Annotated in this window: 24 protein-coding genes; 1 reads left to right on the forward strand and 23 read right to left on the reverse strand. The window is 59.7% G+C overall.

From position 1 onward, the window contains the following. Positions 1 to 33 precede the first annotated feature (33 nt). Positions 34 to 924: a LysR substrate-binding domain-containing protein gene (locus F617_RS0119495; RefSeq protein ID WP_019566422.1), complete on the forward strand. Its 891-nt coding sequence runs from the start codon at positions 34 to 36 to the stop codon at positions 922 to 924. Here the strand turns inward: F617_RS0119495 and chrA are convergent. From chrA to F617_RS0119610, 23 genes are all read right to left on the reverse strand, one after another. Next, a complete protein-coding gene (gene chrA, locus F617_RS0119500) occupies positions 919 to 2,148 on the reverse strand; it encodes a chromate efflux transporter (protein ID WP_019566423.1) in 1,230 nt (409 codons plus the stop codon). The two genes, F617_RS0119495 and chrA, sit on opposite strands and share 6 nt — an antisense overlap. A 171-nt stretch (positions 2,149 to 2,319) precedes the next feature. Next, the gene (locus F617_RS0119505) at positions 2,320 to 3,546 is read right to left on the reverse strand and encodes a DUF1501 domain-containing protein (RefSeq protein ID WP_019566424.1); all 1,227 of its coding nucleotides are present in this window, start codon (positions 3,544 to 3,546) and stop codon (positions 2,320 to 2,322) included. Positions 3,547 to 3,548: 2 nt separating this feature from the next. After that, complete coding sequence (locus F617_RS0119510) at positions 3,549 to 5,099, reverse strand: DUF1800 family protein (protein ID WP_019566425.1); 1,551 nt, start codon at positions 5,097 to 5,099, stop codon at positions 3,549 to 3,551. Between the two features lie 43 nt (positions 5,100 to 5,142). Continuing rightward, positions 5,143 to 5,592, reverse strand: a complete 450-nt coding sequence (locus F617_RS0119515) for a periplasmic heavy metal sensor (protein WP_003517770.1) — start codon at positions 5,590 to 5,592, stop codon at positions 5,143 to 5,145. After that, positions 5,589 to 6,002: a hypothetical protein gene (locus tag F617_RS0119520; RefSeq protein WP_236762655.1), complete on the reverse strand. Its 414-nt coding sequence runs from the start codon at positions 6,000 to 6,002 to the stop codon at positions 5,589 to 5,591. Before F617_RS0119520 ends, F617_RS0119515 begins: the two co-directional genes overlap by 4 nt. Positions 6,003 to 6,022: 20 nt before the next feature. Then, entirely contained in the window at positions 6,023 to 6,568 is a 546-nt protein-coding gene (locus tag F617_RS0119525) for an RNA polymerase sigma factor (RefSeq protein ID WP_019566427.1), read from the reverse strand. A gap of 198 nt (positions 6,569 to 6,766) precedes the next feature. Continuing rightward, a complete protein-coding gene (locus tag F617_RS0119530) occupies positions 6,767 to 7,525 on the reverse strand; it encodes an aspartate/glutamate racemase family protein (protein WP_019566428.1) in 759 nt (252 codons plus the stop codon). Between the two features lie 14 nt (positions 7,526 to 7,539). After that, positions 7,540 to 8,355, reverse strand: coding sequence for an ABC transporter permease (locus F617_RS0119535; protein ID WP_003517782.1), 816 nt, complete (start codon positions 8,353 to 8,355; stop codon positions 7,540 to 7,542). A gap of 3 nt (positions 8,356 to 8,358) precedes the next feature. Then, positions 8,359 to 9,270 carry an ABC transporter permease gene (locus F617_RS0119540; RefSeq protein WP_019566429.1) on the reverse strand — a complete coding sequence of 304 codons (912 nt, stop codon included), beginning with the start codon at positions 9,268 to 9,270 and terminating at the stop codon, positions 8,359 to 8,361. 75 nt (positions 9,271 to 9,345) lie between these two features. Further along, entirely contained in the window at positions 9,346 to 10,635 is a 1,290-nt protein-coding gene (locus F617_RS0119545) for a PotD/PotF family extracellular solute-binding protein (protein ID WP_003517786.1), read from the reverse strand. A 30-nt stretch (positions 10,636 to 10,665) separates the two neighbouring features. Then, complete coding sequence (locus tag F617_RS0119550) at positions 10,666 to 11,751, reverse strand: ABC transporter ATP-binding protein (RefSeq protein WP_019566430.1); 1,086 nt, start codon at positions 11,749 to 11,751, stop codon at positions 10,666 to 10,668. A gap of 313 nt (positions 11,752 to 12,064) precedes the next feature. Next, the gene (locus F617_RS0119555; RefSeq protein ID WP_019566431.1) at positions 12,065 to 12,790 is read right to left on the reverse strand and encodes an amino acid ABC transporter ATP-binding protein; all 726 of its coding nucleotides are present in this window, start codon (positions 12,788 to 12,790) and stop codon (positions 12,065 to 12,067) included. Continuing rightward, positions 12,768 to 13,427, reverse strand: coding sequence for an amino acid ABC transporter permease (locus tag F617_RS0119560; protein WP_019566432.1), 660 nt, complete (start codon positions 13,425 to 13,427; stop codon positions 12,768 to 12,770). Before F617_RS0119560 ends, F617_RS0119555 begins: the two co-directional genes overlap by 23 nt. Then, positions 13,424 to 14,095 (reverse strand): amino acid ABC transporter permease, encoded by a 672-nt coding sequence (locus F617_RS0119565; protein WP_003517793.1) that lies wholly within the window; start codon positions 14,093 to 14,095, stop codon positions 13,424 to 13,426. Before F617_RS0119565 ends, F617_RS0119560 begins: the two co-directional genes overlap by 4 nt. Positions 14,096 to 14,167: 72 nt before the next feature. Next, positions 14,168 to 14,953, reverse strand: coding sequence for a transporter substrate-binding domain-containing protein (locus tag F617_RS0119570; protein WP_019566433.1), 786 nt, complete (start codon positions 14,951 to 14,953; stop codon positions 14,168 to 14,170). After that, positions 14,950 to 15,702 carry a GntR family transcriptional regulator gene (locus F617_RS0119575; protein ID WP_003517798.1) on the reverse strand — a complete coding sequence of 251 codons (753 nt, stop codon included), beginning with the start codon at positions 15,700 to 15,702 and terminating at the stop codon, positions 14,950 to 14,952. The genes F617_RS0119570 and F617_RS0119575 overlap by 4 nt, the downstream gene beginning before the upstream one ends. 166 nt (positions 15,703 to 15,868) lie before the next feature. Further along, on the reverse strand, positions 15,869 to 16,849 hold the full coding sequence (locus F617_RS0119580; RefSeq protein ID WP_019566434.1) for a 3'-5' exonuclease: 981 nt from the start codon (positions 16,847 to 16,849) through the stop codon (positions 15,869 to 15,871). A gap of 199 nt (positions 16,850 to 17,048) precedes the next feature. Continuing rightward, entirely contained in the window at positions 17,049 to 18,848 is a 1,800-nt protein-coding gene (locus tag F617_RS0119585) for an NAD(P)/FAD-dependent oxidoreductase (RefSeq protein WP_003517801.1), read from the reverse strand. A gap of 66 nt (positions 18,849 to 18,914) precedes the next feature. After that, positions 18,915 to 19,988 carry a 2,3-butanediol dehydrogenase gene (locus F617_RS0119590; RefSeq protein WP_019566435.1) on the reverse strand — a complete coding sequence of 358 codons (1,074 nt, stop codon included), beginning with the start codon at positions 19,986 to 19,988 and terminating at the stop codon, positions 18,915 to 18,917. Positions 19,989 to 20,164: 176 nt separating this feature from the next. Next, complete coding sequence (locus tag F617_RS0119595; protein ID WP_019566436.1) at positions 20,165 to 22,039, reverse strand: sigma-54-dependent Fis family transcriptional regulator; 1,875 nt, start codon at positions 22,037 to 22,039, stop codon at positions 20,165 to 20,167. 109 nt (positions 22,040 to 22,148) lie between these two features. Continuing rightward, the gene (locus F617_RS0119600) at positions 22,149 to 22,562 is read right to left on the reverse strand and encodes a hypothetical protein (protein WP_019566437.1); all 414 of its coding nucleotides are present in this window, start codon (positions 22,560 to 22,562) and stop codon (positions 22,149 to 22,151) included. Positions 22,563 to 22,709: 147 nt separating this feature from the next. Further along, positions 22,710 to 23,603 (reverse strand): lytic transglycosylase domain-containing protein, encoded by an 894-nt coding sequence (locus F617_RS0119605; RefSeq protein WP_026330969.1) that lies wholly within the window; start codon positions 23,601 to 23,603, stop codon positions 22,710 to 22,712. 196 nt (positions 23,604 to 23,799) lie between these two features. Next, on the reverse strand, positions 23,800 to 25,584 hold the full coding sequence (locus tag F617_RS0119610; RefSeq protein ID WP_003517811.1) for a PAS domain-containing methyl-accepting chemotaxis protein: 1,785 nt from the start codon (positions 25,582 to 25,584) through the stop codon (positions 23,800 to 23,802). Between the last annotated feature and the right edge of the window lie 129 nt (positions 25,585 to 25,713).

Below are 25,713 nucleotides of genomic sequence, written 5' to 3' on the forward strand. Positions count from 1 at the left end.
CTCGGACGAGGCATAACAAAATCTAGGTCTTGAATGGTTCGGCAATTTCTTCCACTGAACGGCTTGAGGGCATTTGAGGCATCAGCGCGGCACCTCAGTTTCACCCGCGCGGCCATAGAACTCTGCGTGACGCAGGCGGCTGTGAGCCAACAGGTGAAGGGCCTCGAAAAACGACTGGGGGTTTCCCTTTTTCAACGGCTTCCAAGAGGCCTGAAAATCACCGCGGAAGGCGAAGCCCTGCTACCGACGGTCACCAGCTCTTTCGACCAGATGGCGATCACGCTCGACAGGATCGAAGCCGGTCAGGTGCGCGAACTGCTGTTTCTGGGCGTCGTGGGAACCTTTGCCGTGGGCTGGCTGCTGCCGCGGCTGAGGGAATTTCAAAAGCGGCACCCGTTCATCGACGTGCGCGTTTCCACCAACAACAACCGCGTGGACATGGCCGCCGAAGGCCTGGATTTCGCCATTCGATTCGGCCAGGGCTCTTGGCATGGCACGGATGCATTCCGGCTTTTCGAGGCGCCCCTTTCGCCTCTCTGTACGCCGAAACTGGCGGAGACACTGAAATCCCCCGCTGATCTCGCGGACGCCACGCTGTTGCGCAGCTACAGGTCTGACGAATGGGCCACGTGGTTTGCCGCGGCTGGCGTGACGCCGGTTGCGCAGGTGAATGCCGGCATCGTTTTCGATACCTCGCTCGGCATGATGGAGGCCGCATTGCAAGGGCTCGGCGTGGCGCTCGCCCCGCCATCAATGTTCTCGCGGCATCTTGCATCCGGGACTATCGTGCAGCCCTTCCCCGTCACCATATCGCTTGGCAGCTACTGGCTGACGAGGCTGCAATCAAAGCCGCCGACACCAGCCATGCAGGCCTTCTCGGACTGGATGTTTACCAATATCGGTCCTGCGCAAGACGGTCTATGACAGGGCGAGCAGAACGCCACCAATCGCGCAGATGACCACCACGATCCATGGCGGCGTCTTCCACACCGTCAACAGGATGAAACCCGTCAGCGCAAGTGCAAAATCCTTCGGCATGAATATGGCGCTTGTCCACACCGGATCATAAAGCGCGGCCCCGAGAATGCCAACGACGGCGGCATTTGCGCCGCGCATGGCAGCCTGCGCCAGAAGGTGCTTGCGAAACCCCTCCCAGAAGGGCAGCGCACCGACGAGCAGTAGCATGCCCGGCAGAAAGATCGCGACAAGCGCAATGGCTGCTCCCGCAATACCGTTCGGCTGCGGCCCCACCACAGCGCCGAGGTAGGCCGCGAAGGTGAACAGCGGGCCGGGAACGGCCTGGGTTGCACCGTAACCGGCGATAAACGCATCTTCCGTCACCCAGCCCGTGGAAACCACTGCCGATTGGAGCAACGGCAGCACCACATGGCCGCCACCAAAGACAAGGGCGCCGGCACGATAGAACGCATCGAACAATGAGAGGCCTTGCGAGCCGGCCATCGCCGCGAAGACCGGCAGGAAGGCCAGCAGGAGCGCGAAAGTGGCAAGCGCAATGTATCCGACACTTTTCGGCACCCGGAATGCGAGATGGGATGCCTGACGCGCGGCCTCGCTGCGGCAGAAGCAAAGCCCCGCAATGGCACCCAAGGCAAGCGCCAGAATCTGGCCAAAAGCCCCCGCGACAAACACGACGCAGATGATGCCGACGAGCGCGATGCTGGCACGCTGTCTATCTGGGGCAAGGCTCTTTGCCATGCCCCAGACGGCCTGCGCCACCACGGCGACCGCAACGATCTTGAGGCCATGCAACAGGCCGGTACCGACCGGCCCTTCTATCGACGCGGCGACCATGGCGAAGAGAAGCAGGAGGATAGCGGATGGCAGGGTGAAGGCCGTCCAGGCCGCCAGCGCACCGAGCGGCCCTGCCCGCAGCAACCCAAGGGCAAAACCGACCTGGCTGGAGGCCGGCCCCGGTAAGAACTGGCAGAGCGCCACGAGATCGGCATAACCCGCCTCATCGATCCATTTACGCCGCAAGACCAGCTCATCGCGAAAATAACCGAGATGGGCGATGGGACCGCCGAAGGAGGTGACCCCGAGCTTCAGGAACGCCGTAAAAACTTCGCCGGGCGTGCCGCTTCGAGGGGTGGCCGCTTCAGTGCGGATGGTTTGCGTTGACGACTTCACGAAAAAGCTCCCTGAGCGTGCAACGGCTGTTCGTCTAAACAATGTCCGTATCAAAAACGATATCGATATCAGACACTATTATGACAGGGATATGAAGAGGCGGGAGCGCATCCTCGATGAACAGGATCGTTCGACGCGCTCCATATCTTCGTTTTTACGTCTTTTCGAGCCTCAGACGATCAGTCCCTTCATGGGCCGGATGGCCTCCGAACCGGGAAAGACCGCCTTGTCGAGCATGGCAGCGCTTGCGCCGAGATGATCGACCGCGAGACCCTTGATGATCGCGCGAATATCCGTCGTGGGCGCAAGGTCCCGCCCATCCCGCAACTGCGCGAGCTTGAGGCCGGGCCAATCGGCGATGACACGCCCGCCACGGATGCTGCCGCCGGCGAGAAAGGCCGTTGTTGCCGTTCCGTGGTCAGTTCCTTCCGTACCGTTGATACGGGCGGTGCGGCCAAATTCCGTCGCGACCAATATGGCCGTATCCTTCCAGACCGGTCCCAGCTCCTGCTCGAAGGCGGCAAGCGCATTGTCCAGCCCGCTCAACAATTTTGAAAGACGCTCGACCTCATGGGCATGGGTGTCCCAACCCTCGAAAGCCAGCGCCGCAACGCGCGGCCCTTCCGGGTGCGCAATCAGCCGTGCTGCACCCCGCGCCATCTGTTCCATGCCAACGGGATCACCCGGACCACCGCGGGCCTTAATATCGACGCCGGAGGCGATCCTGCCGGTTTCGATACCCTCGGCGAGCAGTGCCGCCAGCATCGGGTCCGTCTGGCCGTAGAGATCGGCAAGGCGCGGAGCGAGATCGCCATCGGCGGGCTTGAGAACGGATGGCGCCCATCCCAATATCGGTGCCTTGCCGCGAATGACAAGCGGAGCGCTGGCGCCAATGGCAAGGCCGCTCACCCGCTGCCCGGCCGCAGCTGGATTGATGGTTTCACCCGCCGGCAACTGTTCGAGCAGACGGTTCAGCCAACCCGTCTCGACATGGCCGGGGGTCGGAAAACCCGATTCCAGCACATCCTGGCCATCAAAATGCGAACGGTCACGATAACCGGTGGCGCTGGCGTGGACCACCGCTGCCTCGCCCTTCCGGTACAGCCGCTGGAAATTGCGAAGGGATGGATGGAGCGCAAAGAAACCATCCAGCGCGAGGGCTGGATTGTCGCCTTCAGTGCGCATGGCGATCTGTTGCCTTAGCGCCTCATAGTCGGGGTCGCCGACGGGCGGCACGGCGGTCAGCCCGTCGAGCGCGCCGCGCAGGATGATGGTGACGAAACGTGGGTCGCGCCCGCCGGCAGCAAAAGCAAAACGCGGCATGAAGGCCCAGGCAAAAAGCGCGCCGCCTGTGCCAAGAAGAGCGCGGCGGGTTGGGGAAAGATGTTCACACAGCATGGTCAACGCCTCTGGAATTCGGGGGAAAGGAAAGCAATCGTCAGTCCCTGCGGTTTGCTCTCAGCCCGCTGCACGGCCTTTTTCGTCTCCTCGGACAAAAGCGGCCCCAGCCGGTCTGCGACGAAGTCGCGCGGATCGATTGAACCCGCAACCTGATGGGCGAACAGACTGGCGGCATCGATACGCGTCGCCAGGCCCTCGGAAGAACCCCAGCTATCGGTGACATCGGCAAAGCCGTTCGGGCCGGAGGGGTTCCACAGCGGCTGACCCAATGCGTTGAGCACTGAAATTACCTGCTCGGGTTTTGGCACTATTCCACTCGCCCTGATGACGGTCGTCACGAAATCTAACGGGGGTCTGAGCTTGGTCAGCGCCGGGCTCCAAGACTGTTCAGCCTCGATCAGCGCCATATAGGTGGCAGAAAGATCGCCGTGGCTCTTGGTGTAGGCGGCGGCAAGTTTCGCCACCAGCTCCGGCGGTGGCTGGTCGCTGATGAAGTGACGTACGAGCTTGTAGGCGAGATGGCGCGCGGTGGACGGATGGTGCGCAAGATCGCGCAGCACCCACCGCCCCTGCTCTACCCCCGCTTCACCATAGCTGATGCCCATCACGGCATGGTCGCCCGGTTCATGGTTGTAGGCGTTGAAGGAAAAGCGGCCAAGCGGACCGGGGCGCTTCTCGTCGCGATAAACGCTCCAGCCGGTGATGATGCGGGCAAGTGCTGTAACATCAGCCTGACTATAGCCGCCATCCACCCCGAGCGTGTGCAGTTCCATGATTTCGCGCGCGAGGTTTTCGTTGAGCCCGCGCTTGCCATTCCTGTTGGCCTGCGAATTCGGTCCGATCGATTGCTGATTGTCGAGAAAATACAGCATGGCGGGATGGGTCTCGACTGCGACCAGCATATCCTCGAAATTGCCGAAGACATGCGGACGGATCGCCTCACGCTCGAAAGCGCCGGCGAGAATGTGCACATCACCGCCCTTGCCGGTGGCAACCGCGAAGTGATTGGCCCAGAACATTGCCAACCGCTCGCCAAAACCGATCAGCGGCTGGCGTATCGTGCCGTTGAAGCGGGCGTCCGCCTCCGCAAGCAGTATCTGCTGGGGAAAATAGGGGCGCTTGGTGGCCGGCACGTCCGGCTTCTTGTCCTGTGAAGCACTGGCAGGCGGCACCATGCCCGCATTGTCCATAGCGTTTGCGGCAGTTGCCATAGCCGGCGATGATGGGCTCATGGCCCCTGCGGTCGCACCCGCGGCGCCGGTGGTGGCCGCGACGGCAAGGACAGCAGGTTTTTCACGCTCGGCCTTGATCTCCTTGTTATACGCCATCAGCGATATCAGAAGATCGGCGCTGGAATGAAGCTGTGCGCCGACAGGAATTGGTGTGGCGCGTTCGGTAATTTCCAGCCGCAACAGATCGCGCGGGTCGTCTTTGATCGCCTGGATATCGCCTTCACGCGCGCCGAGGCCGAAACGCCACAGACAGAGTGCTGCATCCAATTCCCTGGAATTTGACATGGCCGATACGAACTCCGTTTCGTTATCGACCATTCAACGGGCGCCAGGGCCAAAATCCGTCGCTGTTGAAATGTGATTATTTCGTGGCCGGTTTCGGCGCCTCACGGGCGAGCAAGCCTTCCGCGAGCCGGCGCCGCGCCTCTAGCGACAATGTGCGGGCGAACTCCACGGCCTGCATCTCGGTTGCGGCGCGGACCTCATATTCCGCCTTGCGGGCACGCTCAAGCGCTGCGGACAATGCCTCCGGGTCAAGCGTTTCTGCCCCCATCAGGGACGCCGCCTCGATACGCGCCTGGCGCGCCTCGGCGGAGGTTTCCCGCATGGTCCTGCGTGCATCGCTGAGGCTGCGCCGGAAGGCCTCCCTTTCGGTCTTTGGCAATTGTTCGCCCGCAAGCGGCATGCGGGCAGCGGCAGCGGCCGGGTCGTTCCGCAGATAAACGAACCCTGCACCGGCAAGCGCGCAGACAAGAAATGTATTCGCGACGAGAAGGACAACGACTATCCAGCGGAAATTCTGATCGCTCATTTCGTCTCCTCGGTCATTTCGTTTTCGGTTTGCAGGTTTCCGAACGCGGTCAACGTATCGCCCAATGTCAGGGCGGGCGGTGGCGTGAGGTTGATGACGGCAACCGCTCCCGTCAGCGCGCCCGCAAGGCTGATGCCGATCATGCCCGCACCCAGCCCGTACCGGACGATCCATCTGCGTCTGGTGGTCTGCGCCTTTGCCTGCGCCATGATCTTCGCGTTGAGCATGGCCGAAGGGTCGCGAAGACGATATGCCGACAGCGTAAAATCGAGAGGTGCCGCCTGCGCAATCAGGCGCCTGCCGTCTGCCGTCTCCGCATAAGCCATGGCCTCCAGCCGCCGGTCTTCCGGCCAGCGTTGTGGATCGGCACCATAGGCCGCCACAAGATCGGAAAAAACCTTGTTATCCATGAGCGTCTTCTTCGCCCCGTTCATTGGTCGCCCTCATTCAAAATCGCATGGAGTGCCCGGCGGCCACGCGCCAGAAGGCTTTCCAGTGCGTCCACACTGACATGCATGACATCAGCCGCCTCGCGGTTCGACATCTCCTGATAATAGACCAGAACGATCGCCTCCCTTTGTCGCGCGGGTATGGCCTGCAAGGCGCGCGCCACGGCACCGCTCTCGTCACCATCATATGGCAGGGCGGCATCGGGCAGCACACTGCCGTCAATCTGTTCGGGCGGCTCAGCAACCGATATTTCCCGGCGCTTTCGCAAGCGGTCGTAACAGAGGTTCAGCGCCACCCGGTGGATCCATGTGTCGAATTTCGCACGCCCCTGCCGCCACGTGCCTGCATGTTTCCATATGCGCAGGAAGGTCTCCTGCGCGATGTCTTCCGCCTCTGCCGGATCACCCAGCATACGCGTGGCAAGCGCCATGATCCTCGGCAGTTTGGCCGTCACCAGAGCCTGCATCGCGCGGACATCTCCCGCAGCGACATCCGCCACCAAATCTGCATCCGGATCGCTTACCATGTATCGGGCTTTGTCTCCGTACTGTCCTGTCGGACACGGGCGAAATCCATGCGGAATGACGGCGGCTTCAGTGAGGATGTCCCGCACCTTGCCACTTTAACGCAGACCCGCGCAAAATCCGTCGCCGATTTCTGGGAAATATTCGCGTGCATTTTACGGCAGACCGCGGCACCGTCCGAACACATTGGAACGGCTGTTTCAACCGTCCACAGATACCCCGGCAAGCCTGTCCGGCCCGAACGCTTCAAGCAATCCGCGATAGGGCTTGGCGAGTGGCGTGGCATAGGCGCCGCGCTTGGCGGTCGAAAGCCCCATCGATACCAGCGATTCCGCCTGTTTCACCGCCGCAGCGACGCCATCGATAACAGGCACGCCGAATTCGCTGCGCAACTCGGCGGTGAGATCCGCCATACCGGCGCAGCCAAGCACAATCGCTTCGGCGCGATCTTGACGCAGGGCCAGTGAAATCTCTTCCCGCAGCCTCTCCCTGGCATTTGATGCCGGATCTTCCAGCGACAGGACGGGAATATCGGCGGCACGCACATTGCAGCGGGCAGACATGCCATAACGGTGAACGAGATGTTCGAGCGGCAGCCGCGAACGCTCCATCGTCGTAACGATCGTAAACCTCTGCGCGATGAATGCCGTGGCTGAAACCGCCGCTTCGCAAATCCCAATTACGGGTATGTCGGCGAGCGCGCGGGCCGCATCGAGTCCGGTGTCGTCGAAACAGGCGATGACGGCTGCCCTGGCACCAAGCGTCGGCGCCTTGGCAAGCTCGAGCAGCAGGCCGGGTACCGCGAAAACCTCATCGTAATATCCTTCGATGGAGACAGGCCCCATGGAAGAGGTCACTGCGAAGATTTCCGTATCGCAACTGGCCGCCCGCGTCGCCGCGTCGGCGATCGTCGCTGTCATGGATTGCGTCGTATTCGGATTAATGACGAGGATGCGCATGTTCTGTTTTTTCATCAACGCGAATGGCGACGGTTCAGAGTGACGATCAGGCCAAGCGTGGCCGCAATAACCAGGAAGGAGAAAAGGGTCGTGACGGCTCCGAGCGCGTAAAGCACTGGCGTCGTGACGTTGGTGGTCATGCCGTAGATTTCCAGCGGCAGGGTGTTGTAGGTGCCTGACGTCATCAGCGTACGGGCAAATTCGTCATAGGAAAGCGTAAAGCCGAACAGGCCGACGCCTATCAGGCTCGGTGCAATCATCGGCAGCACCACATGGGCAAAGGTCTGCCAGGCGGATGCCCCGAGATCGCGGGCGGCTTCTTCATAGGATGGAGAAAAGCGGTTGAAAACCGCCAGCATGATGAGCACGCCGAATGGCAGCGTCCAGGTCAGGTGCGCGCCAAATGCTGATGTATACCATGAAGGTTCCAGCCCAAGTTGTTGGAAAAGAACGCCGATACCGAGTGATATGATGATCGATGGCACCACGAGGCTTGCGACGGAAAGATAGAATAGCGGCGTCGCGCCGATGAATTTGCGCCGGAAAGCGAGACCCGCCAAAAGCGAGACGAGCACCGTGACGACCATGACCATAACGCCAAGCCCGAAGGAACGGCGGAACGAGCCGCCAAAATCGCCGACCGCCTGCTGTTCAAAAAGATTGCCGAACCAGTGCAGCGAAACGCCGTTGAGTGGAAAGGTCAGTCCGCCATTCGGCCCCTGAAAGGCAAGGATGAGGATTGCCGACAGCGGGCCGTAGAGGAACAGCACGAAGAGCAGAAAAAAGAAGGCGAGGACATAGAATTCACGGCCGCGTTTTTCCGAATGCATGGGTCACAGCTCCTTGCGGATATCGACGATGCGCAGGATGCCCGCGACCATCAGAAGAACGAGGATGAGCAGGATAACGGCATTTGCGGCCGCCGCGGGATATTGCAGCAGCGACATCTGGTTCTTCATCATCAGTGCCACCGACGCGCTCTGCCCGCCGGACATCACCTGAACCGTGGAGAAATCGGCCATGACAAGCGTCACGACAAAGATGCTGCCGATCGCCATACCGGGTTTGGCAAGCGGAATGATAACGTTCCAGAGGGTCTGCCAGCCAGTCGCCCCGGCATCGCGCGCCGCTTCGATCAGCGATTTGTCGATGCGCATCAGCGTGTTGAAGATGGGTGTGACCATGAACAGCGTATAAAGATGCACCATGGCCAGCACCACGGCAAAATCCGAATAGAGCAGCCATTCGATTGGCGCAGGTACGATGCCGGCGCTGACCAGCGCGCTGTTGACCAGCCCGTTGCGCCCGAGAACGGGAATCCAGGAAATCATGCGGATGATGTTCGACGTCAGGAAAGGCACAGTGCAGACGAGGAACAGAACCATCTGCATGGTGGTGGTGCGGATATGAAAAGCGAGGAAATAAGCGACCCAAAAACCGCAGAACAGCGTGATCGCCCAGACGATGGCGGCGAATTTCAGCGTGTTGATATAGGTTTGCCACGTGACCCAGGAACCAAGCGTCTCGGTATAGTTGAAGGTCACGAAACCCGGATACATCTGGGCAAAATCATAATCCCAGAAACTGACGACGGCGATCATGACGATCGGTAAAAGCAGGAAAAAGCCGAGGATCAGGAAAAGCGGTGTGGCCTGAATATAGGACACAAGCTTCTGTGGCAGGGCGAAGCTGCGGGACGGCTTGTCCTTTTTTTCGCTCACGCCGATGAATCTGACTGTCACCAAGGCTTTTCTCCTGCTGGCTGCCTGTGAAAGAGAGGCCGCGTCGGCGCGGCCTCATGTCTGCGAAAGGCGAGAAGATCAGGCCGCGATGAACTCGTTCCAGCGACGAACCATGTAGCGGTCCTCGTCCATGACGGAGTTCCAGCAGGCGACCTTGCCCATGCGCTCCTGGAACGAACCGCCGTCGCGCACTGCACCGGCCTTTTCCATGACCTTGCCATCAGGCGCGATGATATCGCCCTGCGCGGGCTTGCCTTCGACCCAGTAACCCCACTCGTCGGCCGACATATGTTCCTTCGCCGTATCCATGGCGGCGGAGTAATAGCCCTGACGGTTGAGGTAGGCGCCGACCCAGCCGGACGTGTACCAGTTGATATACTCGTAAGCCGCATCCAGCTTGGCGCCGGAGAGGTGCTTGGCAAGGCCAAGGCCGCCGCCCCACGAGCGATAGCCTTCCTTGAGCGGCTGGTATTTGCAGGCGATGCCCTTCGAGCGAACGGCGGCGACGGCGGGCGACCACATGGACTGGATCACGACTTCACCCGACGCCATGAGGTTGACGCTTTCATCGAAGCTCTTCCAGAAAGCGCGGAACTGCCCGTCCTTCTTGGCCTTGATGAGGAAGTCGATGGTCTTGTCGATCTCCTCCTTCGTCATGTTGCCCTTGTCGGCATATTTGATGTTGCCCATGGCTTCCATGATCATCGCCGCATCCATGATGCCGATGGAGGGGATGTTGAGGATAGAGGCCTTGCCCTTGAACTTGGGGTCCATGATATCGGCCCAGCTGGTGATATCGCGGCCGACGAGATCGGGGCGAATGCCGAGCGTATCGGCATTGTAGATGGTCGGAACCATGGTGAAATAATCGGTTTCGCTTTTCGCAAACTTCTTGTCGCCGGGCTTTTCGACGAAACCGACCGTGTGCGGGGCGGTACCCTGGGCCACGACGCTATCGGGCGTCAGCTTGCCGTTTTTGAACAGCGGAACGATCTTGTCGTAATATTTCAGCTTCTTGATTTCCATCGGCTGAATGACACCCGCCGGGTAGACCTTCTTCAGGATCCAGTATTCGATATCGGCGATATCGTAGGAGTTCGGCTGGGTCACGGCGCGCTGCGCGGCCGCATCCGAATCCGTCGCCGTCATCTCCAGCGTGATACCGAGATCAGCCTTGCACTTTTCGGCAATCGCATTGAGGTTCGAAACACCCGTGCCGAACTGGCGGATCGTGATCGGGTTCTGCGCCCATATGGTCGGGAAACCGGTGACAAGGCCGGAGCCGATGGCCGCGCCTGTTGCGGCAGCACCTGCCTTTAGAAGGCCGCGGCGGGACAGGCCCTTGTTGCTGTTGGAGTTGTCGGTCATTTCAAAGTTCTCCTCTGGTTATTTTTGGGGTCACTTCTCTACCCGGCCGAGCACGATGGCATCGGCCGCATTCCATGAAAGCGGTATGGCGTCGCCGGTCTTTACCGGCTTTTCGAAGAAGGCGACGTCGCTGAGGATGGCGTTGAAATCCTCAATGCCCGCGCCGGTCACGGCGATCTTCACGCTTGCACCGCGATATTCGACATTCGAGACGATGCCGGTAAAACCGAAACCGGGTTGATCTGCCTCGCCGACGCGCACACGGTCGGTACGAACGGCGATATCGACCGCGCCGTCATCCGGGGCAACGCCGCCTGCCGTGAAGGTGCCGCCGCCTGCAACCTCCAGCGTGACGAGATCGCCGTTCTTTTCCTTGAACCGGCCGGAAATGACATTGTGATCGCCCATGAAGCGGGCGACGAAAGCGGTGGCCGGGCGCTCAAACAGCTCGCGCGGCGTCGCTGCCTGCTCGATGCGGCCATCATTCATGACGACGATAACGTCGGCCAGCGCCATTGCCTCTTCCTGACTGTGTGTGACGTGAACAAAGGTGATGCCGAGCGAGGTTTGCAGCTTCTTCAGCTCGGCCCGCATACGGATCTTGAGGAAAGGATCGAGTGCCGAAAGCGGCTCATCCAACAGCAACGCCTCGGGGTCGGTGATAAGCGCGCGAGCCAACGCCACACGCTGCTGCTGCCCGCCGGAAAGCTGGGCCGGGCGCCGGGTGGCATAGGGTTCGAGCTGCATCAGCCGCAGCATCTCCAGCGCCTTGGCGCGGCGCGCTTCCTTGTCCACCCCCTTCATCTTGAGGCTGAAGGCAACGTTGTCGACGAGATCGAGATGCGGAAACAGCGCATAGGACTGGAACATCATTGCCGTGCCGCGTTTGGCGGGCGGCAGATCGGTGACGACCACATTACCAAGCCTGACATCGCCGCTTGAAATGCTTTCGTGGCCGGCGATCATTCGCAGTGTCGAGGTCTTGCCGCAGCCCGAAGGACCGAGCAGGCAGCAGTAACTTCCTGCCGGTATCTTGAGGCTTATGGCATGCACCGCGGTGGTGTTGCCATAAATCTTGGAAACGGAAGCGATGTCGATTGCTGCGGCTTTGCTCATGAACACTCTCCTGCGACGTCTTTGTCATGCAGGAGCCGTGCCAATCGGCTTTGCCATTGATATAAAAAGGGAATTTCGATGTGTCCACCGGTCCCGTCACCGGCCTGCTCAAATTTACATCGATTGTTTTCGATTTGGTGCGGAAATTGTATGCGATCTGAGCGACCGACAGCGAAACATGAAATCGGGAAAAGAGTGCCATCGAAACGAACTGGCTGACACCACTGGAATAGCGGACATTTTCTTGGCAAACACAACACAAAGGCTACTGCCGACGCACGCACCGCTCCGGTCGCGTGCGTCGGTACTGTGCTTAGATCATGCCAAGGAACTGCTTGAGTTCCGGCGTCTGGGGATTGGCAAAAACATCTTCCGGCGGCCCGATCTCGTGCACACGGCCCTGATGCATGAAGACGACGCGCGAGCAGACGTCGCGAGCAAACTTCATTTCATGCGTCACCATCAACAGGGTCATGCCTTCCTTTGCCAGTTCGCGCACGACGGCCAGCACCTCAGACACGAGTTCGGGGTCGAGCGCCGAGGTAATCTCGTCACAGAGAAGGGCGATAGGCTGCATGGCAAGGGCGCGGGCAATCGCCACGCGCTGCTGCTGGCCGCCGGACAGTTCATCCGGATAGGCATCGAACTTGTGCGCCAGCCCGACACGCTCCAGCATCCTGCGCGCCGTCACCTCGGCCTCCGGCTTGGTGACCTTTTTCACCACCATCTGCGAAAGCATGACATTGCCGCCGGCCGTCAGATGCGGAAAGAGGTTGAATTGCTGGAAGATCATGCCGACCTTCAGCCGCAATGCCTTCAGATGCAGCTCATCGTCCAGCAACTGCGCACCTGCCACTTGGATCGAGCCGGCGCTGATCGTCTCCAGTCCGTTGATGCAGCGAAGCAGCGTCGATTTTCCAGAGCCGCTTTTGCCGATGATGGCGATCACCTCGCCGGGTTCGACATCCAGATTTATGCCCTTCAGCACCTCATTGTCGCCAAAGCTCTTGTGGACTTCAGTGATTTCGATGAGCGACATTGAGCTTCCTTTCTAGGAACTGGCTGGATTTCGACAGCGGCCAGCAGAGGGCGAAATAGATGAGAGCAACCAGCCCATAGACGGTGAAGGGCTGGAAGGTGGCATTGGTGACGATCGTGCCGGCCTTGGACAGTTCAACGAAACCGATGATGGAGGTGAGTGCTGTGCCCTTGACGACCTGCACGGAAAAACCGACCGTTGGCGGAATGGCGATCTTGAGCGCCTGCGGCAGGATGACGTAACGCATCTGTTGCAGGCGGCCCATGGCAAGGCTGGCGGACGCCTCCCACTGGCCCTTCGCAATCGCCTCAACGCAGCCACGCCAGATTTCCGCAAGGAAGGCAGCGGTCCAGAGGATAAGCGCCACGCCAGCCGCAAGCCAGGCCGGAACATCAACCCCGAGGAGACCGAGGCCGAAAAAAGCGATGAAAAGCTGCATTAGCAGCGGGGTGCCCTGAAAGACTTCGATATAGATGCGGGCAGCGCGGTTCAAAGCCCGGCGCGGGCTGATGCGCAACCACAGAAGCACGATGCCCACCATACCGCCGCCGATGAAGGAAACGAGCGATAGCAACAGCGTCCAGCGGGTGGAGAGCAGCAGGTTGCGCAGAATGTCCCAAAAGGTGAATTCAGTCATCGTGCCGCCCTCCTCGGGAAAAGAAAGCTGCCGAGCGCCAGCATGCCCTGCCGCAACAAGATGGCGAGCAGCAGGTAGATGACAGTTGACAGGATGTAGGCTTCGAAGGCGCGGAACGTGCGCGACTGGATGAAGTTCGCCGCAAAGGTCAGGTCTTCCACCGCAATCTGCGAGACGACGGCCGAGCCGAGCATGACGATCACCACTTGCGAGGAAAGCGCCGGCCAGATGCGTTGCAGCGAAGGTGTGAGCACCACATGGCGAAACGTTTCGAAGCGCGTCATGGCAAGGCTCGCGCCCGCCTCGAACTGGCCCTTCGGCGTCGCCTGAATACCGGCGCGGATGATCTCGCAACTATAGGCGCCCAGATTGACGATCATCGCCAGATTGGCCGCGGTCAGCTCTGTAAGCTTGAAACCAAGTGAAGGCAGGCCAAAGAAGATGAAAAACAACTGGATCAGAAAAGGCGTATTGCGGATGAGCTCCACATAGGTGCCGACGATGGGCTTCAACCATGAAGGTCCGAGCGCCCGGGCCCAGGCGCAGGCGATGCCAAGTGAAACGCCGACCACGCCGCCGACCAGCGTGAGTTGGCTGGTAATGGCGATGCCTTTGGCAATTTGTGGCCAATATTCGCCAAGCCACAGGAAATCAAATTGATAGCTCAAGAAACAGTCCCCTTGCGCCGGTGGAGAAAGGCGTCATCCCGGCGGATCCGGGATGACCATGGCAAACGATGATCAAAGATCTTTCGGCAGATCCTGGCCAAGCCACTTGGTGGCGATCGCATTCAGCGAGCCGTCGGCCTTGGCTGCAGCTACGGTGGCGTTGACCTTTTCCAGTAAGGCCGGCTCGTTCTTGTTGAGGCCGATGTAGCAGGGAGAGTTCTTGATGAGGAACTTCAATTCCGGACGCTTCGGCGGGTTCTTGGCGAGGATGGCGGCTGCAACCACGTTGCCGGTCGCGACAACTTCCACCTGGCCCGAAAGGAAGGCCGAGATGGTGCCGTTATTGTCCTCGTAACGCTTGATGGTGGCGTCCGAAGGCGCGACCTTCGTCAGTTCCAGGTCCTCGACGGCACCGCGCGTGACGGCGATGGTCTTGCCCTTAAGATCTTCGGCCTTGGAGATCGCGACGTCGGCCGGGCCGAAAACGCCGTTGAAGAAAGGCGCGTAAGCATCCGAGAAATCAATAACTTTTTCACGATCTGGATTCTTGCCGAGGCTGGAGATAACGAGATCGACCTTGTTGGTCTGGAGATAGGGAACACGGTTGGCACTGGTGACCGGGACGAGTTCCACCTTCACGCCCAGCTTGTCGGCGATCATCTTGGCCATGTCGATGTCATAACCCTGCGGGGTCATATCAGCAGCAACGCTGCCGAAGGGCGGGAAATCCTGCGGTACGGCCACACGCAGCGTGCCGCGTGCGGTGATGTCGGCAAGGGCATCCGCCTTGGCGGGCGCGGAAAAACCAAAGGCGGCAGCCATGGCGGCGGCAGCGATGAGGGTCCGTCTGAAGATCATATGTCATTCTCCTTGTGTTGATTGTGTTGCATGTGAATTTTATCCGGATCGCCGCCATTCATTTCCGGTAGGGCGAGCGACCGGCGAAGGCCGGCGAGAGGATCGGGGCGTCGAGTGAGGTCGAGGCCGGTTTCCACCTCGTCCAGATGCTCGATGGAAAGCTCCGCCGCCCTCACGAAATCGCCCGCAGCCATCGCGTCGAAGATACGGCAATGCCCCTCATGGGACTGGAGGGCATGAAACTCCGACTGGTAGAGCATGGAGATCAGAATTGTCCGGGCGGTCAGATCGCGTAGCAGCTCGATGAGCACGGCATTGCCGCAAAGCTCGGCGATGCGGATATGAAAATCGCCCATGAGGCAGGTAAGGCGCTGGCGGTCACCTGCGGCTATTGCGACTTTCTCTTCCTCAAGATGCGCGACGAGGACCTTGCGCCCCTCCTCCGACAGCATCCGCATGCTGCGAAGCAATCCGGATTCGATAATCCGCCGCGCCTCATAGATGGTCATCGCCTCCTCGGCGGAGGGCTCGACGACGAACCACCCTCGCCGCGCGCTGACATGGACGATGCCACGTGTTTCCAGCCGCATCATCGCCTCCCGTACCCGCGTACGTGAAACGGAGAAGAGTCCAGCCAGCTGATTTTCGCTGAGCCGCGTGCCCGGCCGGATGCGCGCCGAAAGAATGCCGGAAACGATGGCTTCTTCGATGTTTATCTGACGGTCCTGCTTGGTATGTAAATCTTGCATACAAGACTGAAAGCAAGGCCCGTGCCAGAACAGATATTGTTTTAAAATCAAAATGCCGCGAAAAAGCTCGCGCGTACTCGCTCAAATTTTGAGCAAGAAAATCGACAAACATCAAAAAAAACGCAGAGCTGTGCAAACTTGACGGTATGGCCGTCGCGGTTTCTCTCTAACCGGCTTTGAACCGATCGAATGCCGTCAGATACTTGACCGTGGGATCGGCGTCCCAGCGGTAAATTTCGGTTCGGAGGAAATGCAGCTCTTCCTCGAGCTTTTCCTCCGCCAGTTCCACCCACCAGGATTTGGGCCGGCCATCGGAACCATCAGACCAGCGATAGCCCCGCTTTTTCAGATGATCCTTCATGTCGAACGGGCTGTTCTCCGCGTAAATGCGAACCCGGGAGTGCTGGCTGGCTTCATGGAGTTCCATGAAGGGCGTCCCGCTTTGGCCGGCGCGTACCTGTTCCAGCACCTCCAGCAGAGCAAAACAATCGTCGACTGCTCGATGGCCGTCATGAAAATAGCCGGATTGCCCGATGAGGTAGGCGAGCTTGCTGCCCTCAAAACCCCGACCACTCCAGTCAACCTCAGAGACGGAGCAGGCCCAGGCCTTATTGCGGAAGATCGGCGAGAAGGCCTCGCAAAACGGACGATCGAAGCCGGCATTGTGGGCAATGATCAGATCAGCACCTTCAACCAGGGAGGTCAGCCGGTCGATGTCTATCGTCTGTCCGGCAACCATTTCATCGGTGATACCCGTCAGGCGCGTGATTTCTTCCGGAATGGAAGTGCCCGGCTGTCGCAGACCGCCATAGACCCCGGTGACATCGCCGATCGTGCCCTGATCGTCGAATGTGAAGGTAATGACGCCGATTTCGATGATCTCGTCAGTTCGGTGGTTGAGGCCCGTGGTCTCGGTGTCGAGGATCACGCCCTGACGTGGAAACCCCGGTCGCGGCTGCTCGCATATCGCGCGCGGCTGCAACTTGCGCAGGACGCGGTAATTGCCTGTGGATTCGAGATATCCGACCAAGGCCTCATCATCAGGAACCGATTTCTGCATCGTTTCACGACCACCCGCTTTTCGCCCGCGCTCAGCCTGAGGAAGCCGCACCGTCGCGGAAGCAAAAAAATCCAACTGGGAGGTCATTGTTCTTCTGTCCGCTTTGGCCGGAAATCGATATTGAGTTTTCCAACATATGCGCAGAGGCTCACACTAACAACAGCGGTTGCCGTGATCCACAGAAACCGGGCGGCGTCCGTTTGGCATTGCCCGCATTGGATTCAGAAAAGGGGCGGAATGTTCCGCCCCCTTTCTGCATTACCTTTATCGATCGAAATACCCGTGGTCAGCGTGTGTGGTGAACCGGTTGCAATGCATAGACAGGTGTAGGGAGCCCCTCCATGCGCGCCTTCAACTGCAAGGCGAGATATTGCGAATAATGCCGCGACTGGTGCAGGTTGCCGCCGTGGAACCACAGCGCCTCCTGCTGCGTCGGCTTCCACATGTTGCGCTGCTCGCCTTCCCACGGCCCCGGGTCTTTCGGCGTATCCGAACCGAGACCCCAGACCTTGCCGACCCTGTCTGCCGTTTCCTGATCGATGAGATCGGCGACCCAGCCATTCATCGAACCATATCCCGTCGCATAGACAATGACGTCAGCAGGGATCTCCTTGCCGTCAGCGAGCTTGATCGAATTTTCGGTGATCTCGTCCACCTGACCGGCGGCAAGCTTCACCTTGCCATCGATGATCAGCTGCGAGGCGCCGATATCAATATAATAACCGGAGCCGCGCCGCAGGTACTTCATGAAGAGGCCCGAGCCATCCGCACCCCAGTCTAGCTGGAACCCGGCTTTTTCCAGTGCGGCGTAAAAATCAGCGTCGCGCTCCCTCATCTTGTCGTAAAGCGGGATCTGGAACTCATGCATGATCCGGTAGGGCAGCGACGCGAAGATGAGATCGGCCTTCGCCGTCGTCACCCCATTCGCCAGGGCCTGTTCGGAATAGAGCGCACCGAGCCCTATATCCATCAGCGTATCGGATTTGACGATATGGGTCGTCGAGCGCTGGATCATGGTCACATCGACACCCGCTTCGTGGAGTGCGGCGCAGATATCATGGGCCGAATTGTTGGAACCGATCACGGCGACCTTCTTTCCCTTGTACCCATCCGGCCCCGGATGCTGCGAGGAATGGTGCTGATCGCCGTTGAAGCGCTCGCGCCCCTTGAAATCCGGAATATTAGCCTTGCCGGACATGCCGGTGGCAAAGACCAGTTGCTTTGGCCGGAGCACGACTTCCTCGCCATCGCGATCGACGACGATCGACCATTCCTTCGCCGCCTCGTCCCACTTGGCGGATTTGGCAGTGGAGCGGGTCCAGTAGTTCAGTTCCATCACCTTGGTGTAGAATTCGAGCCAGTCACCGATCTTGTCCTTGGGGGCAAAGACCGGCCAGTTCTTCGGAAAATCGATGTAAGGCAGATGGTCGTACCAGACCGGGTCATGCAGGCAGAGCGACTTGTAGCGCTTGCGCCAGCTGTCACCCGGCCGCTCGTTCTTTTCGAGTATGATCGTCGGCACGCCGAGCTGGCGCAACCGGGCGCCGAGCGCGATGCCGCCCTGTCCACCGCCGATGATGACGGTATAGGGCTGCTTGTCATAACCGAGCGTGCGCGCTTCCTCCTCGCGCTCCTCCATCCAGGTTTTGGCACCAAGGTTCTGGCCGTGCCTTGCGCCGAGCGGGCGGGTGAAGCCCGATTTTTCCTCATGGCCCTTCAGTTCGGAAAGCGCCGTCAGCAGCGTCCATATCTGCCCGTTCCTGAAGCGCACGAGGCCGTAGCCGCGCCCTGTCGCCGTCTCGAAGGTGATCCAGCTTTCAAGCACACCATCCGCCTCCGTCGCCTCCTCGCCGGTAGCGATGCGCCAGTTTGTGGGTCTGGCAGTCGAAAGCTGCGCCTGCAGCATGTCGCGCACCTGATCGCGACCTTCAACGGTCTTGATGTTCCAGGTAAAGGCAACGAGGTCGCGCCAGTAGCAATCCTCGGCAAACAGATTAACGGCATCATCGATGCGGCCAGCTTCGAGTGCTGCCCCGAACGTATCGAGAAGCGCCTGAAGGCGCGTGGTGGGGGTCTTGTCGAGCATGTATTCCTCCTCCTGCTCAATGTGGAAACGGGACGGCTCCTCAACCGCCCCGCACTTCAAATCGGCCTATCGCGACAGGTCGATCAGGATCTTCAGATGCTTGCCGGCCGGGTCGAGCAGCTGGTCGAACCCTTCCGTGACCGCCTCGCTGAGTGAGACGTTTTTGGTAACGATCCGGCTCGCCGGGATCTGGCCGCTGGCGATCAGCCGGGCAACACGCGGCCAGTAGTGAGTCGGATAGGCCCAGGAGCCGCGGATATCGATGTCCTTGAAGGTCACGTCGAACCAGTTCAGCGGGTTTTCGCCGGGGTGGAGGCCGGTCTGCACCACAACGCCCTGCTTGCGCACGGCATCGGCGCAGTTCTTCAGCGCATGTTCATTGCCGACGCATTCGATGGCGACATCGCAGCCAACATTGCCTTCGGTCTCGGCACGGATGACATCGCCCACCTTTTCCGTCTTGGGATTGATCGTGCGCACCTCGCCAAGCGCCGCCCGCGCCAGCGCCAGACGCGTGTCGTTGAGATCGGAAAGAAATATCTGCGAGGCACCGGCCGCCCTGGCCGCCATGGCGACGAGAATGCCGATCGGCCCGGCACCGGTCACAAGCACGCTGCTGCCGGCCGTGACACCGCCACGGTCGCAGGCATAAACCGCGACTGCCGTCGGCTCGATGAGGGCCGCTTCCTGATCGGAAAGCGCATCGGGTATCGGCTGGACGTTATAGTCGTTGAGAAGAGCGGCCTGCGCCATGCCGCCGGAATGCCAGGACAGACCGGCGAGAGCGAGATTTGTGCTCAGGTGATAAAGACCGCGATCAGCATAATAGTCGCCATGACGCGGCATGATGAGCGGCTGGATCGATACCCGGTCGCCGGGCTTTACATGGCTAACGCCCTCGCCTACGGCCTTGACGACACCGCCGAATTCATGACCGAGAATTTGCGGCCCGTGCGCGCCGGTGAAAGGATGCGGCTCCTTCGGCACGAAGATCGGGCCATAGGCATATTCGTGCAGGTCCGTACCGCAGATGCCGCAGAACTTGTTTTCGACGAGCACCTCACCCGGACCGGGCTCGGGTGGCGTATCCACATCCTCGATGCGTAGGTCCTTGGCGGCGTGAAAGCGCAGTGCCTTCATTGCATTTCCTCCTGTAGTTCTTGCACAGAAGGATCAGCAAGCGGCATGCCAGAATGGCTTGCGCCATATCTTGACGTATTTTCAATTGGTTACAAATTCAGCTCTTAGGCTCGCCGGCAGAATGCAACAGGTTCCGTGCAACAGGTGTTGCAATGGTCGCACCGGTTCGGACGCAGTCAATTCAGGCGTTTGAGACGGCGGTGAATGGTGGAGCGGTTGACGCCGAGGCTTCGCGCCAGCGCCGAGACGTTGTTGCCGCAGTCCTTCAGCGCCCGGCGCAGATCGTCGTCATCGCGCAAAGCATCATCGGTGGCGACTTCGGCAAAGAGGTGTTCAGGCAGGCTACCCGGATCGATCTTGCCGCCATCGGAAAGCGCGGCTGCAACCCGCAGTGCATTGAAGAGTTCGCGCAGATTGCCCGGCCAGTCATGGTCAAGCAGAATTGCCCGTGCCGCCTTATCGATCCTGTAGGTCTCGCCGTTTTCCTTCTCGATGCGGCGGAGAAACTGATCGATCAGCCAGCCGAGATCCTCGCGCTCCCGCAGCGCCGGCAGCGTCACCGTTGCGGCGTTCAGGCGATAATAGAGGTCCTGCCGGAAACGGCCTTCCTTCACCAGCTCGGCAAGATCGCGGTGCGATGCGGACAGTACTCTCAGACGCACCGGCTTGGCTTTCAATGCGCCAACCGGCTGCACCTCGTTTTCCGAAAGCACGCGCAACAGGCGGCTTTGAAGAGAGAGCGGCATGTCGCCAATCTCATCCAGGAACAAAGTGCCGCCACTTGCCTCCTCGATGAGACCGCGCTTGCCCTTCTGGCTGGCGCCGGTGAAGGCACCGGGTGTGTAACCGAACAATTCGGATTCGATCAGATGCTCCGGGATTGCCGCACAATTGACGGCAACGAAATTACCGTCGCTGTTGCAGCTGTCATGGATCGCCCGTGCCAGATATTCCTTGCCGCTGCCCGTCTCACCCTGAATGAGGATGGGAATATCGCGGGCGGCAAGCTTTGCTGCCCGTGCCTGCACCTTTTCCATCGCCGGATCGCCGTTGCTCATGTCCCTCAGCGCTCGCGGCAAGCGTGGCTCAGGCGTGACAGGAGCGCGAATGCTGACGGCGGGCGCGATCGCGCTGGCAAAAAGCACCAGACCGTTGCGGGCGCGCAAAAGCCGCTCGCCATTCGGCCGCCCGCGCATAAAGCGCGGCAGGTCGTCCACATCGATATCGAAGACCGAGGAAATCGGCTGGCCGAGAAAATCGCGGGTGGCAAGGCCGTGCATGTTCATGGAGCGCGCCAGCGCCCCGAAGCCACCATGGGTCATGCCGGTGATACGTCCGCTGCCATCAAGGGCGATCGCCGCATCCGGATCGACGTCAAGAAACTCAGGTGAACGGGCAAGACGCAACACCCAGTCATTGCGGGTGCGGGTCATGAGATTGGCAAGCTCGATGCGCCGCGCGGTGGAGGCAACGAGATGCAGCGCCAGTTGCTGGCTGGCCTTGGCCGTCGGCGAGCGCAGCTGGGAAATGTCGAGCACGGCGGTGAGATCGCCGAGCGTATCGAAGACGGGCGCCGCAGTGCAGGTCAGCCCGATATGGCTGGTATCGAAATGGTCATCCTGATGGATGATCACCGGCTCGCCGGAAACGAGGCAGGCGCCAACAGCGCAGGTGCCGGCCCGGTTTTCCGACCATTCCGAGCCAAGGTAAAGCCCCGCCCTCCGCAACTGGTTGTCGAAGGTCGGGTCGCCCATGAAATCGACGGTAACGCCGCGGGCATCCGACAGCAACAGGACGTAATTCTGCTCGGCAATCTGGTTGAACAGGGCTTCGAGACCGGAGCGGCCGATACGGATGAGCTCCTCGGCCTGCTCGCGATGCTCCCGAAGCTTCAGCTCGGGCACGATATAGGCTTCCTGCGCGATCGTTGGGTCGAGCTTGTAGTCATTGAGGCAGCGCAGCCAGGACTGGATGACCGGCGTATCACGGGGGCTGACCGCGCCCATGCCGACACGTTCGATCTCTCGTATATGCGACAGCGTCGATACCATGCACGCATCCTCCGGCACGAATGGTCGCATATTAGGAGATCGCCCACAATCCACCTCTTACGGTGGTTCGGTCGTTCGAAGCGATGTAACAGTCTCGAATGCGACCGCCTCAGGTGTTTGGGCGATTGATAATGTTCTCGCAATTGGCCGGATTGCCGATGATTTCGCTGGTCTTGATGGTGGAAGCGGGATCCGCGGTGATCTTGATGATGCAGTCGCGGCGATGCTCCTTGATCTTCATGCCTTCCGTTTCCGATATCCGCACCTGCCCGTTCAAGGTGCGGATTTCCCGCTTGTTGGAGAGGCCGGCATAGGTCTCAACATCCACCTTCAGCCAATAGGATTCCGTCGCGCCCTTGTCGATGATCACCTTGTTAGGACGGCCGAGTCTGGCGATAGCCGCATCCAGGGGCTGGCCCACGAGGCTCGCCACCGTTTGCGATGCGTCCGTCTGCCCGGTCGTGGCGCACCCAGAAATGGCGGCCAGCACGCCGACCAGACATCCCGTTTCAAGCCATCTCATTTTCAGTTTTCTTCCCTCACAGAATACCATCAGCCGACACGTTCCGTCGTCAGCGTTGCAATCTAGGCTCGATAATTTTGCTCTGAAAGGAGGTGCGACCCAGATGCTGATCAACTTGTTATGATCGACAGGGTCATACAGGTGTTCTCATCTGTTGCGGAACACGGTGCAGGGAATGCCGGCCTGGCGGATTTCGCCGCAAAGCTCGTTGGCCTGGGCGCGTGTATTGCGGCCGATGCGGGCGGCATAACGCGGGCGCGAACCGAAATTGCCGCCTCGCTGCCGCACGATCAAAGCCCGCTCGGCATTAAGCGGCCCGGATAGTTGGCCAATGGCGCGGGTAAAAAGCCGGTTCGCCACCGCCGGATTATAATGCGCGGCAAGCTGCACGCCCCAGGGCGCCCAGTCGGCCGACGAGATGAGGACAGGATCGTTCATCGTTCGCGTATCGGCCAGACGCAGACAGGCATCGATGAAGGAGCGGGTCTCATCCAATGCCGGGGCCGCCTTTTCCGGCGGATTGTCCTTCCATTTCTCAACCGGATATCCCGTTATCGCAAACACATAATCCCGGGTTTCCGTCGGCAGCCGACCGGTCGCGATAAAATTCCGCAATCCCGCCTCGCCCGCATTATAAGCTGCGGCGGCGAGACCGAAATTGCCAAACTGCGTATTCAGCTCGGACAGATACCGGGAAGAGGCCTCGAGTGCGGCGATTATGTTGAAGCTGTCTTTGAGACCGCGCAGCTTTGCGGTTCCAGGCATGAACTGTGCTATGCCTTCCGCGCCCTTCGGGCTGACCGCATTGGCCCGGAACAGGCTTTCCCGCCAGATGAGCCGGGCGAAATAATCCGGCGGAACGGCGTGGCGCCCGGCCAGAACCTCGATGGCGTGACACAGGTCGTTATTGTAGCTTTCGACACGGATGCACAATTCCGGCGCGACATCATGGGTGTAGGTGCAGGAGACTTTGCCATCGGCCTTCTCCTCGGCCCCGGTCGTGCCACTGGCAAGCGCCAGCAACCACAGAGCAAGACTCACGCAGCGTGTCGATATCCCCGCCAAGCAAAACTCCCCGCAAATCCCACGCCCGATACGCCGATTATCAGGCATTCTGCAAGATATGCCCAGACCTACGGCTCTTCTTCAATGGAAGCTTCGGTTTGGGCCTTGCCGAGGCTTCCATGCGTCCAGAATAAAGGTCGCATTTCCGCGTCGGCAAGGCCATCTTGTGTGCTTAGAAGTCCTGCCAATCCTCATGTTCGACGGCGACTGCAGCGGAACCGCGCACCGCAAGCGGGCGGGATGCCGGGCGACGCGGAGTGGCAAAGGTAGCCTGCTGCTCGAAGCCGCTCCGCGACGACGATGTCGAGTGCGATGCGTCATCGAACCGGAATTGCCCTAAAAGCTCAAACAACGCTGCCGCTTCCCGTGCAAGGCTGTGGCTGGCAGCCGTCTGCTCCTCAACCATCGCGGCATTCTGCTGCGTTCCCTGGTCAACGGTGTTGACCGCCTGATTTATCTCGGCGAGCGCGGTCGACTGTTCGCGCGCGGCATCGACGATCGCTACGACATTGGTGTTGATGTCGCGCACCTGTTCCGCGATTTCCTGCAAGGCAGAGCCCGCTTTGGTAACAAGGCCAACGCCGTTTTCAACCTGCGTGCCAGACGCGTTGATCAGGCTCTTGATTTCCTTTGCGGCAGTCGCCGAGCGTTGCGCAAGTTCGCGAACTTCCTGCGCAACCACGGCAAAACCCTTGCCTGCTTCGCCTGCGCGGGCAGCTTCCACGCCTGCATTCAGCGCAAGCAGATTGGTCTGAAAGGCAATCTCGTCGATAACGCCGATAATATTCGAAATCTCACGCGACGATTTTTCGATCTGGTCCATGGCACTGATCGCATCGCGCACAACCTGACCTGAATGTTCGGCGTGGTCGCGGGCACGGCCGACGATTTTTCCAGCCTCTTCCGCCCGGCGGCTTGAATCATTGACGGTGGTGGTGATCTCCTCGAGGGCCGCAGCCGTCTCCTCGATAGAGGCGGCCTGCTGTTCCGTACGTCTGGCGAGATCGTCGGCCGCGGATCTTATTTCATTTGACCCCGAAGAAATGGCGCCGGCATTTTCAGAGACCAGCGTCATGGCCTTCTTGAGCTTTTTCGAGGCTGCGTTGAAGTCGGACCGCAATCTTTCAAGCGAGGGGATAAAGGGTTTGTCGATGCTCTGCGAAAGATCACCGTCAGCCAGATTGGTCAGGGACTGCGCGAGCTTTTCGACATTTTCAACACGTCCAGTCACGTCGGTGGCAAATTTGACGACCTTGAACACCTTGCCGGACAAATCGAAGATCGGATTATAGGAGGCCTGAATGAAAACCTTGCGACCGCCCTTGCCAAGCCGCATGAATTCATCCGCCACCAGATCGCCGCCGGCAAGCCTTTTCCAGAATTGCGCATATTGCGGGGACTGTGTGTAGGCGGGTTCGCAGAACATCGAATGATGCCTTCCCTGCACCTCGGCGAGCGAATAGCCGAGCGCCGCCAGAAAATTCTCGTTGGCCGTCAGGACCTCGCCGTTAGGAGAGAACTCGATGATGGCCTGCGCCCGCGACAGGGCGTCGATCTTGCCCGCATCTTCCGCCGCCTTCAGCTTGCGCTCGGTAATATCCGTGGCGATCTTGACCACTTTCACCGGCTTGCCGCGACGATACACCGGATTATAGGAGGCCTCGATCCAGACTTCCCTGCCACCCTTGCCAATGCGCTTGTACTGCCGCTGATCGAACTGGCCGGCCGAAAGCTTTGACCAGAAGGCCTTGTAGTCCTGCGATGACACGACTTCAGGTTCAACGAACATGCTGTGATGTCTGCCGACTATTTCCGCCAGCTCGTAACCGAGCGCACGACAGAAATTCTCGTTGGCGGCGAGAATCTTTCCGGCCATATCAAATTCGATGATGGCTTGAGATTTGGAGAGCGCGGCAAGAACCGCGAAAGCATTGGCACCACGATCAAGAAAACTCACGCGCGATCCTCCGATGGCAGCTGGACAGTTTCTACTGAAAATCGTTCACCAACAATATGATTACATTATTAAATAATATTTAAGGATAATCTTGACGTTGATCACGCGAGTTGATGGTAAGGGCGAAAT

The sequence above is a fragment of the Agrobacterium sp. 10MFCol1.1 genome, assembly GCF_000381165.1.
In the GTDB taxonomy this organism is placed as follows: Bacteria; Pseudomonadota; Alphaproteobacteria; order Rhizobiales; family Rhizobiaceae; genus Agrobacterium; species Agrobacterium tumefaciens.

Bases quoted from the DNA above. Each gene is read 5' to 3' on its own strand.
- F617_RS0119505 (WP_019566424.1), bottom strand. From the start codon at position 3,546: ATGCTGTGTGAACATCTTTCCCCAACCCGCCGCGCTCTTCTTGGCACA.
- F617_RS0119575 (WP_003517798.1), bottom strand. From the start codon at position 15,702: ATGCAAGATTTACATACCAAGCAGGACCGTCAGATAAACATCGAAGAA.
- F617_RS0119570 (WP_019566433.1), bottom strand. From the start codon at position 14,953: ATGATCTTCAGACGGACCCTCATCGCTGCCGCCGCCATGGCTGCCGCC.
- F617_RS0119495 (WP_019566422.1), top strand. From the start codon at position 34: ATGGTTCGGCAATTTCTTCCACTGAACGGCTTGAGGGCATTTGAGGCA.
- F617_RS0119580 (WP_019566434.1), bottom strand. From the start codon at position 16,849: ATGACCTCCCAGTTGGATTTTTTTGCTTCCGCGACGGTGCGGCTTCCT.
- F617_RS0119510 (WP_019566425.1), bottom strand. From the start codon at position 5,099: ATGGTCGATAACGAAACGGAGTTCGTATCGGCCATGTCAAATTCCAGG.
- F617_RS0119525 (WP_019566427.1), bottom strand. From the start codon at position 6,568: ATGGTAAGCGATCCGGATGCAGATTTGGTGGCGGATGTCGCTGCGGGA.
- F617_RS0119600 (WP_019566437.1), bottom strand. From the start codon at position 22,562: ATGAGATGGCTTGAAACGGGATGTCTGGTCGGCGTGCTGGCCGCCATT.
- F617_RS0119590 (WP_019566435.1), bottom strand. From the start codon at position 19,988: ATGAAGGCACTGCGCTTTCACGCCGCCAAGGACCTACGCATCGAGGAT.
- F617_RS0119560 (WP_019566432.1), bottom strand. From the start codon at position 13,427: ATGACTGAATTCACCTTTTGGGACATTCTGCGCAACCTGCTGCTCTCC.
- F617_RS0119595 (WP_019566436.1), bottom strand. From the start codon at position 22,039: ATGGTATCGACGCTGTCGCATATACGAGAGATCGAACGTGTCGGCATG.
- F617_RS0119520 (WP_236762655.1), bottom strand. From the start codon at position 6,002: ATGGATAACAAGGTTTTTTCCGATCTTGTGGCGGCCTATGGTGCCGAT.
- F617_RS0119585 (WP_003517801.1), bottom strand. From the start codon at position 18,848: ATGCTCGACAAGACCCCCACCACGCGCCTTCAGGCGCTTCTCGATACG.
- F617_RS0119555 (WP_019566431.1), bottom strand. From the start codon at position 12,790: ATGTCGCTCATCGAAATCACTGAAGTCCACAAGAGCTTTGGCGACAAT.
- F617_RS0119530 (WP_019566428.1), bottom strand. From the start codon at position 7,525: ATGCGCATCCTCGTCATTAATCCGAATACGACGCAATCCATGACAGCG.
- F617_RS0119515 (WP_003517770.1), bottom strand. From the start codon at position 5,592: ATGAGCGATCAGAATTTCCGCTGGATAGTCGTTGTCCTTCTCGTCGCG.
- F617_RS0119535 (WP_003517782.1), bottom strand. From the start codon at position 8,355: ATGCATTCGGAAAAACGCGGCCGTGAATTCTATGTCCTCGCCTTCTTT.
- F617_RS0119545 (WP_003517786.1), bottom strand. From the start codon at position 10,635: ATGACCGACAACTCCAACAGCAACAAGGGCCTGTCCCGCCGCGGCCTT.
- F617_RS0119550 (WP_019566430.1), bottom strand. From the start codon at position 11,751: ATGAGCAAAGCCGCAGCAATCGACATCGCTTCCGTTTCCAAGATTTAT.